General features: G+C 53.3%; 18 protein-coding genes. 9 read left to right on the top strand and 9 right to left on the bottom strand.

Annotation, left to right across the window (positions count from 1 at the left end):
- Positions 1–110: 110 nt before the first annotated feature.
- On the top strand, positions 111–449 hold the full coding sequence (locus ACFQ1Z_RS01660) for a PepSY domain-containing protein (RefSeq protein ID WP_379054996.1): 339 nt from the start codon (positions 111–113) through the stop codon (positions 447–449).
- A 54-nt stretch (positions 450–503) separates the two neighbouring features.
- On the opposite strand, the gene ACFQ1Z_RS01655 is transcribed toward ACFQ1Z_RS01660, so the two are convergent.
- Genes ACFQ1Z_RS01655 through ACFQ1Z_RS01645 form a run of 3 tightly spaced genes read right to left on the bottom strand, consistent with a single transcriptional unit; the run spans position 504 to position 2,898 of the window.
- On the bottom strand, positions 504–1,850 hold the full coding sequence (locus tag ACFQ1Z_RS01655) for a sensor histidine kinase (RefSeq protein ID WP_379054994.1): 1,347 nt from the start codon (positions 1,848–1,850) through the stop codon (positions 504–506).
- Positions 1,847–2,527 carry a response regulator transcription factor gene (locus ACFQ1Z_RS01650; protein ID WP_379054992.1) on the bottom strand — a complete coding sequence of 227 codons (681 nt, stop codon included), beginning with the start codon at positions 2,525–2,527 and terminating at the stop codon, positions 1,847–1,849. The genes ACFQ1Z_RS01655 and ACFQ1Z_RS01650 overlap by 4 nt, the downstream gene beginning before the upstream one ends.
- Positions 2,527–2,898 carry a PepSY domain-containing protein gene (locus ACFQ1Z_RS01645; RefSeq protein ID WP_379054990.1) on the bottom strand — a complete coding sequence of 124 codons (372 nt, stop codon included), beginning with the start codon at positions 2,896–2,898 and terminating at the stop codon, positions 2,527–2,529. Before ACFQ1Z_RS01645 ends, ACFQ1Z_RS01650 begins: the two co-directional genes overlap by 1 nt.
- 156 nt (positions 2,899–3,054) lie before the next feature.
- On the opposite strand from ACFQ1Z_RS01645, the gene ribA reads away from it, so the two are divergent.
- The 4 genes from ribA to ACFQ1Z_RS01625 all read left to right on the top strand — a co-directional run bounded on the left by ribA (position 3,055) and on the right by ACFQ1Z_RS01625 (position 4,961).
- A complete protein-coding gene (gene ribA / locus ACFQ1Z_RS01640; RefSeq protein ID WP_379054988.1) occupies positions 3,055–3,660 on the top strand; it encodes a GTP cyclohydrolase II in 606 nt (201 codons plus the stop codon).
- 41 nt (positions 3,661–3,701) lie between these two features.
- The gene (locus tag ACFQ1Z_RS01635) at positions 3,702–4,049 is read left to right on the top strand and encodes a phenolic acid decarboxylase (protein ID WP_379054986.1); all 348 of its coding nucleotides are present in this window, start codon (positions 3,702–3,704) and stop codon (positions 4,047–4,049) included.
- Positions 4,050–4,200: 151 nt separating this feature from the next.
- On the top strand, positions 4,201–4,725 hold the full coding sequence (sodC, locus tag ACFQ1Z_RS01630) for a superoxide dismutase [Cu-Zn] SodC (protein WP_379054984.1): 525 nt from the start codon (positions 4,201–4,203) through the stop codon (positions 4,723–4,725).
- Positions 4,726–4,745: 20 nt separating this feature from the next.
- Positions 4,746–4,961, top strand: a complete 216-nt coding sequence (locus ACFQ1Z_RS01625; RefSeq protein WP_379054982.1) for a DUF4287 domain-containing protein — start codon at positions 4,746–4,748, stop codon at positions 4,959–4,961.
- A gap of 80 nt (positions 4,962–5,041) precedes the next feature.
- Here the strand turns inward: ACFQ1Z_RS01625 and ACFQ1Z_RS01620 are convergent, their stop codons facing one another.
- The 5 genes from ACFQ1Z_RS01620 to ACFQ1Z_RS01600 form a co-directional block, all read right to left on the bottom strand.
- On the bottom strand, positions 5,042–6,019 hold the full coding sequence (locus ACFQ1Z_RS01620) for a sulfate/molybdate ABC transporter ATP-binding protein (protein WP_379054980.1): 978 nt from the start codon (positions 6,017–6,019) through the stop codon (positions 5,042–5,044).
- Position 6,020: 1 nt separating this feature from the next.
- Positions 6,021–6,911: a sulfate ABC transporter permease subunit CysW gene (cysW, locus tag ACFQ1Z_RS01615; RefSeq protein ID WP_379054978.1), complete on the bottom strand. Its 891-nt coding sequence runs from the start codon at positions 6,909–6,911 to the stop codon at positions 6,021–6,023.
- Positions 6,912–6,977: 66 nt separating this feature from the next.
- Complete coding sequence (gene cysT / locus ACFQ1Z_RS01610; RefSeq protein ID WP_379054976.1) at positions 6,978–7,808, bottom strand: sulfate ABC transporter permease subunit CysT; 831 nt, start codon at positions 7,806–7,808, stop codon at positions 6,978–6,980.
- A 204-nt stretch (positions 7,809–8,012) separates the two neighbouring features.
- The gene (locus ACFQ1Z_RS01605) at positions 8,013–8,882 is read right to left on the bottom strand and encodes an EAL domain-containing protein (protein WP_379054974.1); all 870 of its coding nucleotides are present in this window, start codon (positions 8,880–8,882) and stop codon (positions 8,013–8,015) included.
- Positions 8,883–8,921: 39 nt separating this feature from the next.
- Positions 8,922–9,902 carry a sulfate ABC transporter substrate-binding protein gene (locus tag ACFQ1Z_RS01600; RefSeq protein WP_379054972.1) on the bottom strand — a complete coding sequence of 327 codons (981 nt, stop codon included), beginning with the start codon at positions 9,900–9,902 and terminating at the stop codon, positions 8,922–8,924.
- A 407-nt stretch (positions 9,903–10,309) separates the two neighbouring features.
- On the opposite strand from ACFQ1Z_RS01600, the gene epsC reads away from it, so the two are divergent.
- From epsC to ACFQ1Z_RS01580, 4 genes are all read left to right on the top strand, one after another.
- A complete protein-coding gene (gene epsC, locus ACFQ1Z_RS01595; RefSeq protein WP_379054970.1) occupies positions 10,310–11,212 on the top strand; it encodes a serine O-acetyltransferase EpsC in 903 nt (300 codons plus the stop codon).
- 28 nt (positions 11,213–11,240) lie between these two features.
- Positions 11,241–12,155, top strand: a complete 915-nt coding sequence (locus ACFQ1Z_RS01590; protein ID WP_379054968.1) for a family 2A encapsulin nanocompartment shell protein — start codon at positions 11,241–11,243, stop codon at positions 12,153–12,155.
- On the top strand, positions 12,142–14,163 hold the full coding sequence (locus ACFQ1Z_RS01585; protein ID WP_379054966.1) for a family 2A encapsulin nanocompartment cargo protein cysteine desulfurase: 2,022 nt from the start codon (positions 12,142–12,144) through the stop codon (positions 14,161–14,163). Before ACFQ1Z_RS01590 ends, ACFQ1Z_RS01585 begins: the two co-directional genes overlap by 14 nt.
- A 147-nt stretch (positions 14,164–14,310) precedes the next feature.
- Positions 14,311–15,654: a TAXI family TRAP transporter solute-binding subunit gene (locus ACFQ1Z_RS01580; protein WP_379054964.1), complete on the top strand. Its 1,344-nt coding sequence runs from the start codon at positions 14,311–14,313 to the stop codon at positions 15,652–15,654.
- Here ACFQ1Z_RS01580 and ACFQ1Z_RS01575 read toward each other — a convergent pair.
- Positions 15,651–17,231, bottom strand: coding sequence for a putative bifunctional diguanylate cyclase/phosphodiesterase (locus ACFQ1Z_RS01575; RefSeq protein WP_379054962.1), 1,581 nt, complete (start codon positions 17,229–17,231; stop codon positions 15,651–15,653). The genes ACFQ1Z_RS01580 and ACFQ1Z_RS01575 overlap by 4 nt on opposite strands.
- Between the last annotated feature and the right edge of the window lie 281 nt (positions 17,232–17,512).

Here is a 17,512-nt window from a genome sequence, read left to right as displayed (position 1 = left end):
TTGAGTCTAGAGGCTAGCCCCTGCCCTTACCCTGCCCCTAGAAAAAATTCAGCGTGAATTAAGGCTGGCAGACTATCGTGATGATTCAACACTTAAATTTGGAGATCACGATGAACAACTTTATACAAATATCCAGCCGTGTCTTGATGCTCAGCCTGCTTTGCAGCGTGCTGGCCAGCCAGCCTGCGCTGGCAGATGATGACGGCGACGATATTCAGAAAATGACTGAAACCGCCAAAGCTTTCGGCTTTATTACCTGGGAAGAGGCGCAAAATAAAGCGTTAGCGGCTAAACCAGGGGTGGTCAAAGAAGTAGAACTGGAACGCCGCAAGTTCAAATCCGGCTGGGATTACGAAGTGGAGATCGTAGATGCCAATGGCGCGGAATGGGAAGTCTATATCGACGCCAAAACCGGTAAAGTGAACAGCATCAACCGCGACTGGTTCTGATGTGCATATTGGGGGCTGGGGGCTAGTCTTTAGTCTTTAGCCTCTGTGGCCTATTCATGCAGGGATCAGGCGCAGTTGGATACGCAAACCGCCCAGCCGCGCAGAATGGTCCAGCGCTATGCTGCCATGGTAATGCTGCACGATATCCTGCACTATGGCCAGGCCCAATCCACTGCCAGGTTTAGATTCATCCATGCGCATGCCGCGCTGCAACAGGCTGTCCAGTTCCGGCGCGTTGCTGCCGGGGCCGTCATCTTCGACCACTATGCTGATGCAATGCTGACCGTTGCCATTCAACTCGGCCTGGATATGTAACTGCACCTGGCCTCTACACCATTTGAAGGCGTTATCGAGCAGGTTGCCCAGCAGTTCCAGCATGTCTTCGCGGTCCAGCATCAGCTTGGTGTGAGCGTCGTGCTGCCAGGCGAAGGCCACCTGTTTTTCGCTGTAGATCTTTTGCAGGGTAGACACTAATTTTGGCACTTCTATCTCGAGGTCGGTCTGCTGGCTGCTGTAGACATCGCCCATCAGCCGCGCGCGTTTGAGCTCACGCTCCACATCGTGATGTATCTCTTCGGCGCAGGCTTTCATCGCTTGCCGCAGCTGGGTGATGCCTATCCTGGCTTCGCTATCAAACAGCAATTGCAGATGCGCCAGCCGGGTTTTGAGTGCATGGGCGAGATTGCCTATGGAAAGGCGCGAACGCTTGCTTTTCTGGCTAGCGCTTTTCAAAATGCGGTTAAACTCATTCACCAGCGGCATCACTTCTGCCGGACCACGCGCATTGATCTGCTGCAATTCACCACTGGCGACATGCGCCAGATTGTCTTTGATCTCCTGTAAGGGATGCAGGCTGTTCAGCACTATCCAGCGCTGCAAAGCCAGCAGCGCCAGCAGGCCCAGCAACGACAGTACGCCATAAACACCATGGAAAACGCGCAAACTGTGTTGCAACTCGTCCAGGCTTTCAGCGATATAGATGGTGATATTGCGCTGCTGTTTGCGATAACCGTGGCCCAATAGCAATAAAGGCTGATCTTCCGGGCCGCTGATATGCGACACCTGCTGCTCACCTACCGCCAGCGGTGTGACCGGCAGAACTACATCCCAGGCTGAACGCGACTGCAGCTTATGTGACTCATCAGTTATCAGCACAAAATAGCGTCCGGAAAAAGGGCGCTGGTAGCTGGCAGTGACCAGGCGCTGTTCCAGTAGCGGCTGGCCGCGCGCATTGACCGTCACGCCGGCCAGCAGACCTTCTGCCTCCTGCTGCATGCGCTCAGTCATCTGCGACTGTATCAGATGGTCTATGGTGAATGTCACCACTGCCCACTGCAAGGTGAGTAGGCCCACCAGGCTCAGCGTCAGGCCAAGTGAAAGCTGCCGGCGTAACGATTTCATGCGCGTGACCTTTCAGGCTCGCGGCTGCCAAACACATAACCCTGCCCGCGCCTGGTCTGTATCTTGTCTACCCCTATCTTCTGGCGCAGGCGATTCACATACACTTCTATCACATTGCTGTCTTTGTCAGCATCATAGGCATACACATGCTCGGTCAGCTCGCTTTTGGAAAGTATGCGCCCAGGATGCAGCATGAAATAGCGTAACAAACGGAACTCGGTGCCGGTCAGCTCAAAAGACTGCGCCCCCAGCCAGATAGTTTGCGTGTGTTCATCCAGGCGCAAGCCATGCGCGGCAAGATCACCGCTGACTATGCCTATGCTGCGTTTATGCACGGCACTGAGTCGCGCCAGCAGCTCTTCGATATGAAAGGGCTTGGTGACATAATCATCGGCGCCCAAGTTGAAGGCTTCCACTTTCTCCTGCCAGTGACTGCGGGCAGTCAACACGATCACCGGCATACTCAGACCCAGCGCGCGCCAGGCTGCCAGCACCTGCAGGCCGGGCAACCCCGGCAAGCCCAGGTCCAAGATAGCCACATCATACGGTTCCAGGCTGCCTTGCACGCTGGCCTCGTCACCCTGCTGTATCCAGTCGCTGGCATAACCGGCCGCTTTCAGCGACTGTTGCAGGCTGGCGCCCAGCAAAGCATCATCTTCCACCAGCAACAGCCGCATCAGTCATCCAGTTCCATTTTAAGCAGCTGGCCGGTTCTGGCATCCAGCTTCAGCTCCCACACCTGGCTACGCGTATCCAGTATCTCCACCTCGTAGACATAACGGCCATGTTTTTTCTCTAGCTCCACTTCCAGTATCTCACCGGGTTTATATGACTTGGCCAGTCTGGATATCTTTTCCAGGCTTAAAATCTGGCCTTTGGCCGAGAGTTGCCCGGCACTGGCCGGGCTTTCGCCTGAGCCGGCCCGTGGCATTAACCAGCCGCTAGCCACTACACCCAGCAGCAGGCAAACCGCTAGCAGCAGGCGGCGGGCGCTGGTCGAAAACTTGCGCTTATTGTTACTCAATCCAGTATGGTCAGCATTCATCATGGCTAAAAGTGTAACAGTAATAGGCTTAAACCAAGCTGAATAGTCACTGCCGCCCTCTTGTTTGGTTGCTGTTTCAGCGCAAAAAAAACATACACAAGTGCATGTAAACGCTACAATAACGCATTGAAGATTTAAACTATTCTGCCAGTTAAAAACATGCAATTTCTAACCCATAGTTCCAGCGCCAGGCTGCCTACGCAGTATGGCGATTTTGATCTGCACGTGTTCCAAGACCAGCGTACCGATGTAGAACATATTGCACTGACCTGCGGCGACATCACACGTTCACAAAACCCGCTGGTGCGCGTACATTCCGAATGCCTGACCGGCGATGTGTTCGCCTCTACCCGTTGCGATTGCGGCGAACAATTACATCACGCGCAACGGCTGATACAGGAACACGGCCACGGGCTGGTGTTATACCTGAAAAACCACGAAGGGCGCGGCATAGGCCTGAGTAACAAGATGCGCGCCTATGCCCTGCAAGACCAGGGGCTGGATACGGTAGAAGCCAATGAAGCGCTTGGCCTGCCGGTAGATAGCCGCAGCTACGAAGCGGCTTCTGAGATGCTGTCGTTTTTCGAGATCGCTTCTGTGCGCCTGCTGACCAACAACCTGGGCAAAAAGTCCGCGCTGGAAGCGCTGGGCATCACTGTGCATCAGCAGGTGCCTTTGCTGACCGAGCCTACCCTGGAAAACCTGAAATACCTGCAAACCAAATCGACCAAGCTGGGCCATCTTATCCCTGACCTGATGGGTTGATAGCATAGAGGGCAAAACCATTGCGATATATACGTTTATGCATGCTGGGATTTTTCATCTCCACCTTTGCCGGCAGCGTGCTGGCGAAAGAGGCATATACAGGCCGGTTTCTATTCAAGTATGACGGCGGCAGTGTATACCGCGTGGTGGTGAATGACGCGAATTCTCTGGCATGGCAGTGTATCCAGGGCGCAGAAAAAGGCGCCAGTGGCGTAGAGAAACCCGAGCGCTTTAAAGTCGCAGAGCAGATCTATTTTGTCAGCTGGACGGAGAAGACCGGGATACAAGTGTCCCAGGTCATCAACCTCAACAGCCTGAAAGTCTATTCCACCATTATTGATGGCAAGCAACGCTATGTGTTGACTGGCGATATCGTCAGGGAGAAATAACTGCAGCTGGCGGGTCAATCGCCAGAACTTTTCTGCTGTGGCCGTCATCAGACTGGGACAGTGTTTAATTTTTGCCGCTAGTTTTTAGCCATAGTCAAACCTATCATGGCAAACCTTGCCTGACCACACACCTTAGACTTTAGGAGAACATATGAAAAACATCCTCGCGCTTAAATTGGCTGTGGCGCTGGCCCTGGTTTCAGGTGCCGCAGTCGCCGATATCGTGGTCGCCCTGCATGTGGTCGATGAGAAAGGCGCAGGTGCCAACGCCGGTAAAGTGACTATCTCTGAAACCAAATATGGCCTGCTGTTTACGCCGGAACTACAAGGTTTACCGGCCGGCACCCATGGCTTTCATATACACCAGAACCCCAGCTGCGAGCCTAAAGAGAAAGATGGCAAACTGGCAGCCGCCGGTGCAGCCGGTGGTCACTATGACCCCGAGAACAGCAACAAGCACGATGCACCTTGGGGCGATGGCCACCTTGGCGACTTGCCTGCGCTGTATGTCAACGCCAATGGCACTGCCACGCAACCGGTACTGGCGCCACGGCTGAAACTGAGTGATGTCAGCGGCCGCGCCCTGATGGTGCATGTAGGCGGTGACAATCACTCCGATCATCCGGCCACTCTGGGTGGTGGCGGTGCACGCTTTGCCTGTGGTGTGATCAAGTAATACAGAACCAAAGCCAGCCTATGTCAGACACGGATAAAATCAAAGGCCCTGCCTCTTACTTTCCCTCCATAGAAAAAACCTATGGCCAACCGGTTGAACACTGGCTGGCGATCTTGAGAGATGCCGGCGACCTCAAACATATGCAACTGGTGACCATGCTCAAGTCAGCACATGGCTTGGGGCATGGCCATGCCAATGCGCTGGTTGCATATCATCTGGCAAAAGCTAAGGTTTAGGATGCAGAATTAAGTTTTACTGCGTACTCAACAAAAAGGCGTAACGTTAACCGTTACGCCTTTTATCGTTTTATTTCAGCTTAAAACACGCGTAATTGCGTAGGTTTCAGGTACACCGTCTCGCCCTGTTTGAAATTCAACTGATTGAACACATCACGGCCCAACTCAACATCTACATACTGCTCGTTATCGCTACGCTTGATTTCCAGTCGTACCAATGAACCGACTGAATGCACATAGGTCAGCGCACCGGCAATGCTGTTCAATGCCGGCTCACGGCTGACTGCGATCTCATATGGGCGCACAAAGCCTTTGCCCTGCGGTGTGTCAAATGCGTTCACATTGCCGAGGAACTCATACACAAATGGCGTAGACGGGTTGTCGTACACAGATTGCGGTGAACCCACCTGCTCGACTTGGCCGTGGTTCATCACCACTATGGTATCTGCGACTTCGAGCGCCTCTTCCTGGTCGTGGGTAACAAACACGCTGGTGACATGCAGCTCGTCATGCAGGCGGCGCAGCCAGCGGCGCAGGTCTTTACGCACTTTGGCATCCAGCGCACCGAATGGCTCATCCAGCAACAGTACTTTCGGCTCTACCGCCAGGGCGCGTGCCAGGGCGATACGCTGACGCTGGCCACCGGAAAGCTGTGGTGGGTAGCGGTCTGCCAGCCAGTCCAGTTGCACCAGTTTCAGCAGGTCATGCACGCGTTTCTTGATCTCGGCATTGGAAGGCCGCGTTTCCTTGGGGCGCACACGCAGGCCAAAAGCCACGTTCTCAAACACTGTCATATGCCTGAACAGCGCATAGTGCTGGAACACAAAGCCGACCTGGCGTTCGCGCACATCGGCGTGGGTAGTATCTACGCCATCAAACAACACCTGGCCACTATCCGGCGTTTCCAGGCCGGCGATGATGCGTAACAGTGTGGTTTTACCGCAACCTGATGGCCCGAGCAAAGCGACCAGCTCGCCGCTAGGCACTTCCAGGTGTATATCACGCAGTGCGCTGAATTGACCAAAACCCTTGCTAATCTGTTGTATGGTGATGCCCATATTAAACCGTCACTTCCTTTTCCTGTGTGGCTGCATCATGTGATGCCCGCCATTCGACATAGGTTTTCAAAACCAGCGTTACCAGTGCCAGCAAGGTCAGCAGTGAGGCCACTGCAAACGCTGCCGCATAGTTATATTCGTTATAGAGTATCTCTACATGTAATGGCATGGTGTTGGTCATGCCGCGTATATGCCCGGACACCACCGATACCGCACCAAATTCACCCATGGCCCTGGCATTGGTGAGGATCACGCCGTAGATCAGCCCCCACTTCACATTGGGCAAGGTCACGTGCCAGAGTATCTTCCAGCCGGAAGCACCCAGCACCAGTGCCGCTTCTTCCTCTTCCTTGCCCTGCGCTTCCATCAGCGGGATCAGCTCACGGGCGACGAATGGGAAGGTGATAAAAATGGTGGCCAGGATAATGCCGGGCACGGCAAAGATCACTTTGTAATCATGATCGATCAGCCATTCGCCAAACCAGCCCTGCAGGCCGAATATCAGCACAAAGATCAGACCGGCGATCACCGGCGACACCGCAAATGGCAGGTCTATCAGCGTGATCAGAAAGCTCTTGCCGCGGAAATCAAATTTGGTGATGGCCCAGGCCGCCGCCACACCGAACACCAGGTTCAACGGCACCGCCACTAAAGAGGCGATCAGCGTCAGCTTCATGGCCGACAAGGCATCTGAATCTGTAATGGCGGCCAGGTAGACACCCCAGCCTTTACGCAAGGCCTCTGAGAAAACCGCAGCCAGCGGGATCAGCAGGAATAAGGACAGGAACAGCAATGCCGTGATGATCAGCGCCCAGCGCACCCAGGCCGGTTCTGAAGTGGCACGTTTAGAGGCCACTTTGCCCTGGTATTGTTCAAATTGTGTTGTATGCATAGTTTTTATCGTTGAGTTAACGTTCAAAGCGGGGTCAGGCCTGCGCTGCCATAGCCCATACGTGTGCTATTTACCACCATGCCTATGGCTGCTCCACCATTGCAACAGGTTGATCAGCAACAGCAGGGCAAACGAGATCACCAGCATCACCACCGCGATCGCCGTCGCGCCAGCGTAATCGTATTGCTCGAGTTTGGTGATGATCATCAGCGGCGTGATCTCTGAGATCATGGGCATGTTACCGGCAATAAAGATCACCGAACCATATTCACCCACGGCACGGGCAAAGGCCAGTGAAAAGCCGGTCAGCAAGGCCGGCCAGATAGCCGGCAAAATCACTTTGAAAAATGTCTGCCAGCGATTAGCACCCAGGCTGGCGGCGGCTTCTTCCAGTTCGGTACTGAAGTCTTCGAGCACTGGCTGCACGGTACGCACCACAAACGGCAAGCCGATAAAGGTGAGCGCAACCACTACGCCCAGCGGGGTGAAAGCGACCTTGATGCCATGCGGTTCCAGCCATTGACCCAGCCAGCCATTGGGCGCATAGATCGCAGTCAGCGAGATACCCGCCACCGCGGTAGGCAAGGCAAACGGCAGGTCGACCAGCGCATCTAGTATCTTTTTGCCATAAAACTGGTAGCGCACCAGCACCCAGGCCGTGAGCAGGCCGAACACTAGGTTGATCAGCGCGGCCAGCAATGATGCACCAAAAGTCAGGCGATATGTAGCGAGCACCCGTGGCGTAGTCACCACTGCCCAGAACTCGCTAAAGCTCAATTCGGTGGTGCGCAGGAAAACTGCTGCCAAAGGGATTAGTACGATCAGGCTTAAATAGACTAGGGTGTAGCCTAGTGACAGGCCAAAGCCGGGCAATAAATGTTTTTTTCTAGTTGTCATATTGACTCGTGACCGGTTTGAACAGCGGCTAATGTAGCCGCATTGTGACTATTCACAAAAGAATGTTTAATCATTAATTTATAATTGACTGTTATATCAGCGCTTATATCAGTAGTGACAGCTACTTTTACCCGAAGGAGAAAGCAAGCCGTCAGCCTGACATTATAGTGTTTAACCCAGCTGAATGCTCATGCCAGGCAGTGTTTACGCCACTTTGGGTGATCTATGGTGCAACTGGTCGTTCAATACCTTGGCCACCACAGGTTCAGCCAGGAAATTACCTTGCAGGATGGTGGCACCAGAAGCGATCGCGATATCCAGTTGCTGTTGCGTTTCTACCCCGACTATCACTGGGGTGCTGCCCAGGTCTTGCACGGCATGCACCAGCCCGCCCAAGGCTTTGGCCAACGCCGGTTGCTGCGCAGCCTGGTGGATGACAGAAATATCAAACTTGATAAAGTCATGCTGCACGCCCCACAATCTATACAGCTTGCTCTGGTGGTTGCCCACATGGTCAAACGCGATGCGGTAGCCTAGCGAACGGTAGTTGTCTATCGCTGCGATCAGGTGCTTGTCCTGGTCTATCAGTGACTCATTGATCTCCAGCACCACCCTGTCGGTAGGCACTGAGTACTGGTGCAATATCTGCTCAAACACCTTGCCGTGCGCACTGACTTCCAGCAACAATTTAGGATGCACATTGAGGAACAGCAAGCCGTTCTCCTGGTGGATGGCGCGGAAGTTGAGCACATGCTGCGAGCGGCATACGCGATCAAACTGCACCAGCTTGCCGGATTGTTCGGCATAGGTGAATGCAAACTCCGGGGTACTGCCCAGCGTGCCAAACAGTGAGGGGCGGATCAAGGCCTCGTAGCCGTAGATATCCCCCTGTTTGGCGTCATAGATAGGCTGAAAAGCCGTTTTCAGGTGCACGCCGATAAAGGTACTTTCGTATTCACCGGTGTTGGCCTCTATCAGCCCTAACTCTTCCAGATCCAGCGCCAGCACCTGCTTTAACTCGGCGCGTAACTGCACTACATGTTCTGGTTCCTGATGTTGTTGTCGCTGGGTCATCATCCCTCCTTATACTTTGCTGCGTGATCGCTGTTGCGTTTATTTCTGGTAGATCTGGTCAAAAATACCGCCATCACTGAAATGGGTGTTTTCGGCTTCGGTCCAGCTGCCGAATGCTTCTTTTACCGTAAAGGTATGGATCTTTTTAAATGCAGGTTGTGCCGCATCAGCCACTTGCGGGCGCAAATAGTGTTTGGCTGCAATGGCCTGGCCCTGGGGAGAGAAATGGTACTCAAGGTAAGCTTGTGCCTGCTTGCGGGTACCCTTTTTATCCACCACTTTGTCGACCACAGAGACCGGGTTCTCAGCCAGCACAGTGACTGAAGGATAAACCACTTCATATTTGTCTTCACCCAGCTCTTTTTGCAGCAGGTAGACTTCATTCTCAAAAGTCACCAGTACATCACCGATCTCGCGCTGGGCAAAGGTCGTGGTCGCACCACGGCCGCCGGTGTCCAGTACTGGCACATGTTTGAACAACTCGGTCACGAACTGGCGTGCCTTGGCTGCATCGCCGCCTTTTTGCGTGACATAACCCCAGGCTGCCAGGTAGCTGTATTTACCATTGCCGGATGTTTTCGGGTTAGGGATCACAGAAGTCACCCCCGGGCGTATCAGGTCATCCCAGTCTTTGACGTGCTTGGGGTTGCCCTTGCGCACCAGAAACACGGTAGGTGAAGCGCTAGGTACACTGTTGTTAGGCAGGCGTGTTTGCCAGTTGGCGGGGATCAATTTACCTTTTTGCGCCAGGATATCGATATCGGCACTGCGGTTCATGGTGATCACATCTGCCGGCAAGCCATCAACGACTGAGCGTGCCTGTTTGGTAGAGCCGCCGTGTGATTGATTGATAGTCAGGGTCTCACCGGTTTTTTCTTTCCAGTATTGTACAAACGCCGGGTTAAAGTCTTTGTAGAACTCACGCGTCACATCATAAGATGCATTTAATATTTCGGCGGCTTGCAGTGACACACTGCTGAACAATACGGCCAGAACGGCACTGCGTAACAAAGATGACATACCCTGCTCCTAAGATGAATTGGTCTGCACTATACAGACCTATTTATATTTTTAAAAAGAATAAAAAATAATATATTTATAATATAAACATATATTAAAAAAGCTCAGTTATTTTACTGCAATTTTATTGCAAACCGCCACGCAGAGGAGTAGCTTTATAGCCTGACTGAATTTATAGCCAGACCTGATTAAAGGTTTTCTAGATATTTCTTTACTAATAACCAAATGGAATAAGCAAATAATTAATAATTATTTGACTCGAACCCTGTTCATTTACATCAGTTTATTTTATAGTGAGCGCAACATACAGCTGTCTAGACCACTGGAAGCCAGTTTGCCCTCATGAGGCAACTGGTTTTTTTGTTTTTGGACAGCCAACTAAAGCATACTGACAGGACGAATTGACGATGCAAGAAATCGCGATCGAACACATCGTGCAGCAACTGGCCACTATCAGGGAAAGCGCATTGCAACAACGGCAGCGACTATCGCAACCACCCAAACTGCCTTCACGCAAGGCACTGGGACAATGCGTAGAATGGCTGGCAGCCGCTTTATTCCCTAACCGCCTGGGCGACCCTGATATCCAGGCCAACGCCATCAACTTTTATGTAGGCACCACGCTGGACAAAGCCCTGCGTGAATTACAGCACCAGATCCGCCTGGAACTGGCGTTTAAAGCCCCCAGCGAACCCGCCGCCCAGTTCCGGCCGCAGGCGCATAGCCTGACCGGCCAGTTTTCCGAGCACTTGCCACGTATACGCGTGCAGCTGGATACTGACCTCGAAGCCGCTTATCAGGGCGATCCGGCGGCAGACAGTGTAGATGAGATCCTGGTCAGCTATCCCGGTATCCTGGCACTGATACATTACCGCATCGCGCATGTGCTGCATGGATTGGGCCTGACCATCATTGCGCGCCTGATCACTGAGATCGCTCATTCGCAGACCGGCATAGATATCCACCCTGGTGCGCACATAGGTGATCACTTCTTTATCGACCATGGCACCGGCGTCGTCATCGGCGAAACCGCCATTATCGGCAACCATGTGCGCCTGTATCAGGCCGTCACGCTGGGCGCCAAGAATTTCCCTAAAGATGCCAACGGCCATCTGGTGAAAAAGTTCGAGCGCCACCCTATCCTCGAAGATTATGTCGTGGCCTATGCCGGCGCCACCATTCTGGGGCGCGTCACCATAGGCAAACATTCAGTCATTGGCGGTAACGTGTGGGTGACCCGCAACGTGCCCGCCAATAGTCATGTCACACAGGCGCATTCGGATGCTAAGCCCATTCCGGCTGCAGCCTGATTTTTAGTTTTATCAATAAGGAGAATACATGTCACAACAGCCATCACAAAGTGCATTAGGCGATGTCGCCGCACGGACGCTTGCCAATGCTACCAAATCGGTACCTATGCTCAGTACCATCAGCCCGCGCTGGCTGGTGCATTTATTGAACTGGGTACCGGTAGAAGCAGGTATTTACCGCGTTAACAAGGCAAAAGACCCGGCTGCGATCACGGTTGATTGTTCCAGCAAGGACGAAAAAGACCTGCCGGCGACTTTTGTCGATTACGAAGAGTGGGGCCGTGAATATGTGTTGAATGCAGTCAACACCGTGGTGGATGTGCATACCCGTGTTTCTGACCTTTACAGCAGCCCGCACAACCAGATCAAAGAGCAGTTACGCCTGACCATAGAAGTAGTGAAAGAGCGCCAGGAAAGCGAACTGATCAATAACAAAGAATACGGTTTGCTCAATAACGTGGCCAAATCACAGATCGTGAAAACACGTAATGGCCAGCCTACCCCGGATGACCTGGATGAGTTGCTGAGCAAAGTGTGGAAAGAACCGGCATTTTTCCTGGCACACCCGAAAGCGATCGCTGCATTCGGCCGTGAGTGCACCCGTCGTGGCGTGCCGCCACCGACCGTCTCATTGTTCGGCTCACAGTTCATCACCTGGCGCGGTATCCCGCTGATCCCAAGTGACAAACTGCCTATCGTCAATGGTAAATCCAAGATCCTGCTGTTGCGCGTGGGCGAAAGCAAACAAGGCGTGATCGGCCTTTATCAACCTAACTTGCCTGGTCAACAAAGCATGGGCCTGTCTGTGCGCTTCATGGGCATTAACCACAAAGCGATCGCTTCTTACCTGGTTTCACTCTATTGCTCACTGGCAGTGTTAACTGAAGATGCGATTGCCGTACTGGAAGATGTCGGAGTTGACCACTACTATGACTACAAGTAATCCAAACACACCTCACGCACTGGATCTGGCCAGCTTTGAGCCTGAGGCCATTCTGGCCTCATTGCCGGGCGAGCACCCCAAAATGACGGCGGCACTCGGTTTAGGCCGCGAGTTGCAGCAGACCGGCACCTTGGATATAGACACGCTTAACCAGCTGGTCAATGAGTTATATGCTGAAGGTTTCCCGGCGACTGCGCCATTTGCAGCGGCCCAGTTTGCGCAATCACTGGCAACACCGGCGCAGGCGCAAGCCAAACTGCCGGCCACAGACTCACTCTCCACGCAAGTGGCGACTGTCACCGGTGGCAACAGCAGGGATATCACTTCGCCCAGTTATGCGCAATCCAGCATACAACCGGTGACACTGGAAGCACAGGCGCAGCAGTTAACCTATGTGCCTGGCATTGAAACACTGGCCAGTGACCCTAACCACCTGGATGTGCTGCATGCTGACCCGGCTTACCTGCTACCTGGCCAATTTGCCGATATCGGCATTGAGATCCCCTACCAGCAGGAATTAAACTGCTGGCTTGGGCAGTCGAATCCGTCGATACCAACGGCGCAAACCCAGTTACCTGGCCATGGATCGACTGGCGCTGGATCTCCTAACGTTGGAACTCCTGGATTTGGATCATCTGGACCAAGGTCATCTGGATTAGGGTCATCTGGACTGGGCTCGCCAGGCAATGTACCACCGGCCAAGGCTTCTTCGTCAAATGGACAGTCGTTTTACTTCCTGCAAGCTGAGCAGCCGGCACTGAGTCATGGCTTGCCTGCTTCAGCGCATCCGGCATTTGATGTGCTGAGCGTGCGCCGCGACTTTCCTATCCTGAATGAAAAAGTCAACGGCAGGCCACTGGTCTGGTTTGATAACGCCGCCACTACGCAAAAACCGCAGGTGGTGATAGACCGAGTCAGTTATTTCTATCAGCATGAAAACTCCAATATTCACCGCGCTGCGCATGAACTGGCCGCCCGTGCCACCGATGCCTATGAAGATGCGCGCGAAACCGTGCGTCGCTTTATCAATGCGCCGTCGGTGAATCAGGTGATCTTTGTGCGTGGCACCACTGAAGGCATCAATCTGGTTGCCAAAACCTGGGGTAAAAAACACCTGGGTGCCGGTGACGAGATCGTGGTTTCCAATCTGGAACATCACGCCAATATCGTGCCCTGGCAGCAACTGTGCCAGGAAACCGGTGCGGTGCTGAAAGTGATCCCGGTGGATGACAGTGGCCAGATCCTGCTCGAAGAGTACCAGAGACTGCTGACACCAAGAACCAAGCTGGTGTCGTTCACGCAAGTGTCTAATGCGCTGGGCACCGTCACGCCGGCGCAGGAAATGATCGCGATGGCGCACAGAGTCGGTGCCAAGGTATTGCTCGATGGCGCGCAATCCATCTCGCACATGCGTATCGACATTCAGACCCTGGATGCCGATTTCTTTGTCTTCTCCGGCCACAAGATATTCGGCCCGACTGGCATAGGCGTGGTGTACGGCAAAGCGGATGTATTGCAAGACATGCCTGCCTGGCAAGGCGGTGGCAACATGATACAGGACGTGACATTTGAAAAAACCGTCTATCATGCAGCACCTGCCAAATTTGAGGCGGGTACCGGTAATATCGCAGATGCGGTGGGACTGGGTGCCGCGCTTAAATATGTAGAGCGTTTAGGCATAGAAAATATCGCCAGCTACGAGCATGCCTTGCTTGAATACGCCACCGCAGCCATATGCGATATTCCGCACCTGCGCCTGATAGGCACGGCCAAAAACAAAGCCAGCGTGCTGTCTTTTGCCTTGAAAGGTTACCAGAGCGAAGAAGTAGGTGCCGCACTGAACGAAGAAGGCATCGCCGTGCGTTCCGGCCATCATTGTGCACAACCTATCTTGCGCCGTTTTGGGGTAGAAACAACCGTGCGGCCTTCAGTGGCGTTTTATAACACCTATGAAGAGATCGATCGCATGATAGTGGTACTGCGACGGCTTTCATCGCGTCAGCCTTGATAAGAATGCAGCCAGGCGACTGGCTGCATTTTTTGCTTTAGGGGAAAACCTTTTTCTGTTGTGACATTCTGCGCCAGCCTCTGTAAAATCAATGCCATCCTGACAACCAGCTGATTCATCTGCTTAGCGATGAACCGTCCATGACCGATGAAATTTGATCCGCGCAATAATAAATTCACCGCTATATTCACCGGCGAGATACTGGGCGCCATGCTGCCCTCCATCATACTGATCTGCCTGGCACTGTTTGTCGCCTATAAATTCATAGACCCTGCCCCGCCACGCAAGATCGTCATCGCCACCGGCAATAACGATATCAATTACAATGCGTTCGCTTCTATCTATGGCGTGTTCCTCAAGCAGGAAGGCATCACGCTGGAAACCCGCCCCACCTCTGGCGATAAAGAGAACCTGCGCCTGCTCAAAGACCCCGACTCCGAGGTGGATATCGCTTTTATCCAGGATGGTGAAGCACATGCCGAAGGCGCTGGCACTTTGTTATCGCTGGGCAGCCTTTATTACCAGCCGGTGTGGATATTCTGCCGCTGCAAGCTGGAAACCACGCATCTCTCGGCATTAAAAGGCAAAAAGATCGCTGTCGGTTATAGCGGCAATGGCACTCACACCCTGGTGACTACGCTGCTGGCCGAGAGTGGCGTCACCGCCGACAACAGCAAACTGGTTGAAACAGGTGGCGAAGAAGCCGCAGCAGCATTGCGTAAAGGCAAGCTCGATGCAGCGTTTTTTGTCGATGTGCCGACCTCGTATGTGATACGCAGCATGATAGAAGATAAACAGCTCAGCCTGCTGAGTATGGACACTGCCGAGGCATTCTCGCGCAAATTCTCGTTCCTGCATCATCTGGTGTTACCTGAAGGCGCCATGGACCTGGCACACAACGTGCCCGCCCATGATGTACACATGGTGGCACCGACAGCAACGCTGGTGGTGAAAGAGAATATGCATCCGGCGCTGGTTTATTTAATGATGAAGGTCATTGCGCAGGTGCATGGCGGCGCCGGCCTGTTCAATGCCAAAGATGAGTTTCCTTCAGCCAAGGATACGGATTTCCCGCTGAGTACACAGGCACTCAACTTCTATAAATCCGGCCTGCCTATCATAGACAAATACCTGCCGTTCTGGGCAGCGACGTTTGTGAACCGTACCCTGATTGTGATCCTGCCGTTACTGGCGTTATTGATCCCGCTGACCAAGATCATCCCTATGATTTATGTGTGGCTGGTCAAACGCAAACTGTTTCGCTACTACGGCGAACTGCGTTACCTGGATACGCAACTGCGCGAGATCAGGACCGCCGAAGACCAGCGCCTGTTTGTAGAGAAATTGAATGAAATAGAATCCAAGGTCATTAACGTGCAGCTGCCTGTGCCTTTCTCGCAATATGCCTACGAGTTACGCGCGCATATTGAGCTGGTCAGGTCAAAGTTGCAGCATCAAAATTATACGCAAGCAGAACAGCAGCCTTCTTAGGCTTGATGACCGGCAGGCGTAACCTCAGCCCGCGCCTGCACCCATTGCTGCAATTCGTGTTCCGGCATGGGTCTGGCATATAAAAAGCCCTGCACGAAATCACAGCCCAACCCTCTCAGGTAATTGGCCTGTGCTTCTGTTTCTACCCCTTCGGCGACGATCTGGTAATGCAGATTCTTGCCCAGCACCACGATGGCACTGGTCACCGCTTCTGAACGCTCTTTGCCCGGTACATCGTTGACAAAAGAACGGTCTACTTTCAGGTAATCTCCGGGAATATCCCGCAGATAGGCCAGGCAGGAGTAGCCGGTGCCAAAATCATCGATCGCCAGTTTGACGCCTATGCGTTTCAGCGCCTGCAGGTTTTGCATGCTCTTGCAATCAGAATGCACGAAGGCACTCTCGGTCAGTTCTATCACCAACCGCTCCGCAGCCAGGCCGGTTTCGCGCAATACTTGCCGCACATAATCGGTAAACCCTTCTGCCTGCAGCTGCAAGGGCGATACATTGACTGACACTTTGGCCGCAGCGAGTTCGCCATCCTGCCAGGCAGTCACCTGCTGACAGGCCGCTTTTAATACCCATGCGCCCATGGGCACGATCAGCCCGGTTAGCTCGGCCACGCCAATAAACCTGTTAGGCGGCACCACACCATGCTGCGGATGCTGCCAGCGTATCAAAGCCTCGACCCCCACCAGTTTGCCGCTGTTAAAGTCTATCTGCGGTTGATACACCAGGTAAAACTCCTGGTGTGCGATCGCCGCTTCCAGCTCGCTGGCAAAAGCCAGATCTTCCGGCGGCAACACTTGCTCATGCACCACGCCTTTACGGTAGTAAGTGGTGGTCATGATGCTGACGATAGCGATCAGCGACAGGGTCACGATAATGGGCGTGACACGCGGGTCGTGCTTGAAGTAGACACCGACACCGCCCAGCACGATAGCGCACAGGAACAAGATACAGACTATCCAGCGCAGATGCCTGCCTGAATCATCGAGCAACAGCAGGTAACTCATGGAAGTCTGCGAGATCTGTTTGGCCAGCAATGCCGCAGCACACAACAGCCCGCCCAGGCTGGCCAGCAGGGAAAGCTGGCCATAGGCATCGGGTATGCCATATAACCAGGCCAGCAGACCATTCACCGGCAGCAGCATCACTATGCACAGCAATGCCTGGCTGCACTTGCTCCATTGAATATGGCAGAGCACAGAAGCAAGCATGATCAGCGCCGCCATCAATAGATCCGGGGTCAGCTGATCGAACCTGACGACAGCAGGATAAGCGGCGGCGAGATTGAGCGCGATGTGCCTGTGGCTGCCTACCACCAGGAATATCTCGGCCAGAAACAACAGCATGACTGAAGCAGAAATGATGCTGCTGTGTTGGTGACGCCAGGTGACGTGCAGGGTACGTAAACTGACGGTGATAAACACCAGGAAGCTCAGACTGAGGGCGATACACAAGCCGTATTCATTGGGGAAAGTGATAAAAGGAAAAGTCAGGAACACCGTGACTATGCTGGCTATCGCCAGCCACGGAGCCAGCTTCTGCACACTGCGTAAAAAACGATGGCGCATGTACTGCCGTTGCGTGCAGCACTCTTGAACATTCACAGCTAACCAGTCAATACTGGAAACTGACATATGATGCCCCCTATCCCTGACGTTTTTTTATCCCCGGCTTGACCGGTGGTTTTCTAAACTATAGTCGCTGGCAGCGGGGAATTATCAGGCAAGTAGCAGTGGAATCATGTTCCTTTTCATGTAATCAACATCGCGGTATAACATCATTGTGACTATACCAATTGACCAGCAAACAGGCAGGCGGGTAAAAAGCAGAGATGTAGTTTGCAAGGCCG

Origin of the sequence: Methylophilus luteus, from assembly GCF_042676265.1 — a bacterium.
GTDB lineage: Bacteria > Pseudomonadota > Gammaproteobacteria > Burkholderiales > Methylophilaceae > Methylophilus > Methylophilus luteus.
This window is presented reverse-complemented; position numbering and strand designations above follow the sequence as displayed.

Bases quoted from the DNA above. Each gene is read 5' to 3' on its own strand.
- ACFQ1Z_RS01660 (WP_379054996.1), top strand. From the start codon at position 111: ATGAACAACTTTATACAAATATCCAGCCGTGTCTTGATGCTCAGCCTG.
- ACFQ1Z_RS01655 (WP_379054994.1), bottom strand. From the start codon at position 1,850: ATGAAATCGTTACGCCGGCAGCTTTCACTTGGCCTGACGCTGAGCCTG.
- ACFQ1Z_RS01650 (WP_379054992.1), bottom strand. From the start codon at position 2,527: ATGCGGCTGTTGCTGGTGGAAGATGATGCTTTGCTGGGCGCCAGCCTG.
- ACFQ1Z_RS01645 (WP_379054990.1), bottom strand. From the start codon at position 2,898: ATGATGAATGCTGACCATACTGGATTGAGTAACAATAAGCGCAAGTTT.
- ribA (WP_379054988.1), top strand. From the start codon at position 3,055: ATGCAATTTCTAACCCATAGTTCCAGCGCCAGGCTGCCTACGCAGTAT.
- ACFQ1Z_RS01635 (WP_379054986.1), top strand. From the start codon at position 3,702: ATGCTGGGATTTTTCATCTCCACCTTTGCCGGCAGCGTGCTGGCGAAA.
- sodC (WP_379054984.1), top strand. From the start codon at position 4,201: ATGAAAAACATCCTCGCGCTTAAATTGGCTGTGGCGCTGGCCCTGGTT.
- ACFQ1Z_RS01625 (WP_379054982.1), top strand. From the start codon at position 4,746: ATGTCAGACACGGATAAAATCAAAGGCCCTGCCTCTTACTTTCCCTCC.
- ACFQ1Z_RS01620 (WP_379054980.1), bottom strand. From the start codon at position 6,019: ATGGGCATCACCATACAACAGATTAGCAAGGGTTTTGGTCAATTCAGC.
- cysW (WP_379054978.1), bottom strand. From the start codon at position 6,911: ATGCATACAACACAATTTGAACAATACCAGGGCAAAGTGGCCTCTAAA.
- cysT (WP_379054976.1), bottom strand. From the start codon at position 7,808: ATGACAACTAGAAAAAAACATTTATTGCCCGGCTTTGGCCTGTCACTA.
- ACFQ1Z_RS01605 (WP_379054974.1), bottom strand. From the start codon at position 8,882: ATGACCCAGCGACAACAACATCAGGAACCAGAACATGTAGTGCAGTTA.
- ACFQ1Z_RS01600 (WP_379054972.1), bottom strand. From the start codon at position 9,902: ATGTCATCTTTGTTACGCAGTGCCGTTCTGGCCGTATTGTTCAGCAGT.
- epsC (WP_379054970.1), top strand. From the start codon at position 10,310: ATGCAAGAAATCGCGATCGAACACATCGTGCAGCAACTGGCCACTATC.
- ACFQ1Z_RS01590 (WP_379054968.1), top strand. From the start codon at position 11,241: ATGTCACAACAGCCATCACAAAGTGCATTAGGCGATGTCGCCGCACGG.
- ACFQ1Z_RS01585 (WP_379054966.1), top strand. From the start codon at position 12,142: ATGACTACAAGTAATCCAAACACACCTCACGCACTGGATCTGGCCAGC.
- ACFQ1Z_RS01580 (WP_379054964.1), top strand. From the start codon at position 14,311: ATGAAATTTGATCCGCGCAATAATAAATTCACCGCTATATTCACCGGC.
- ACFQ1Z_RS01575 (WP_379054962.1), bottom strand. From the start codon at position 17,231: ATGCGCCATCGTTTTTTACGCAGTGTGCAGAAGCTGGCTCCGTGGCTG.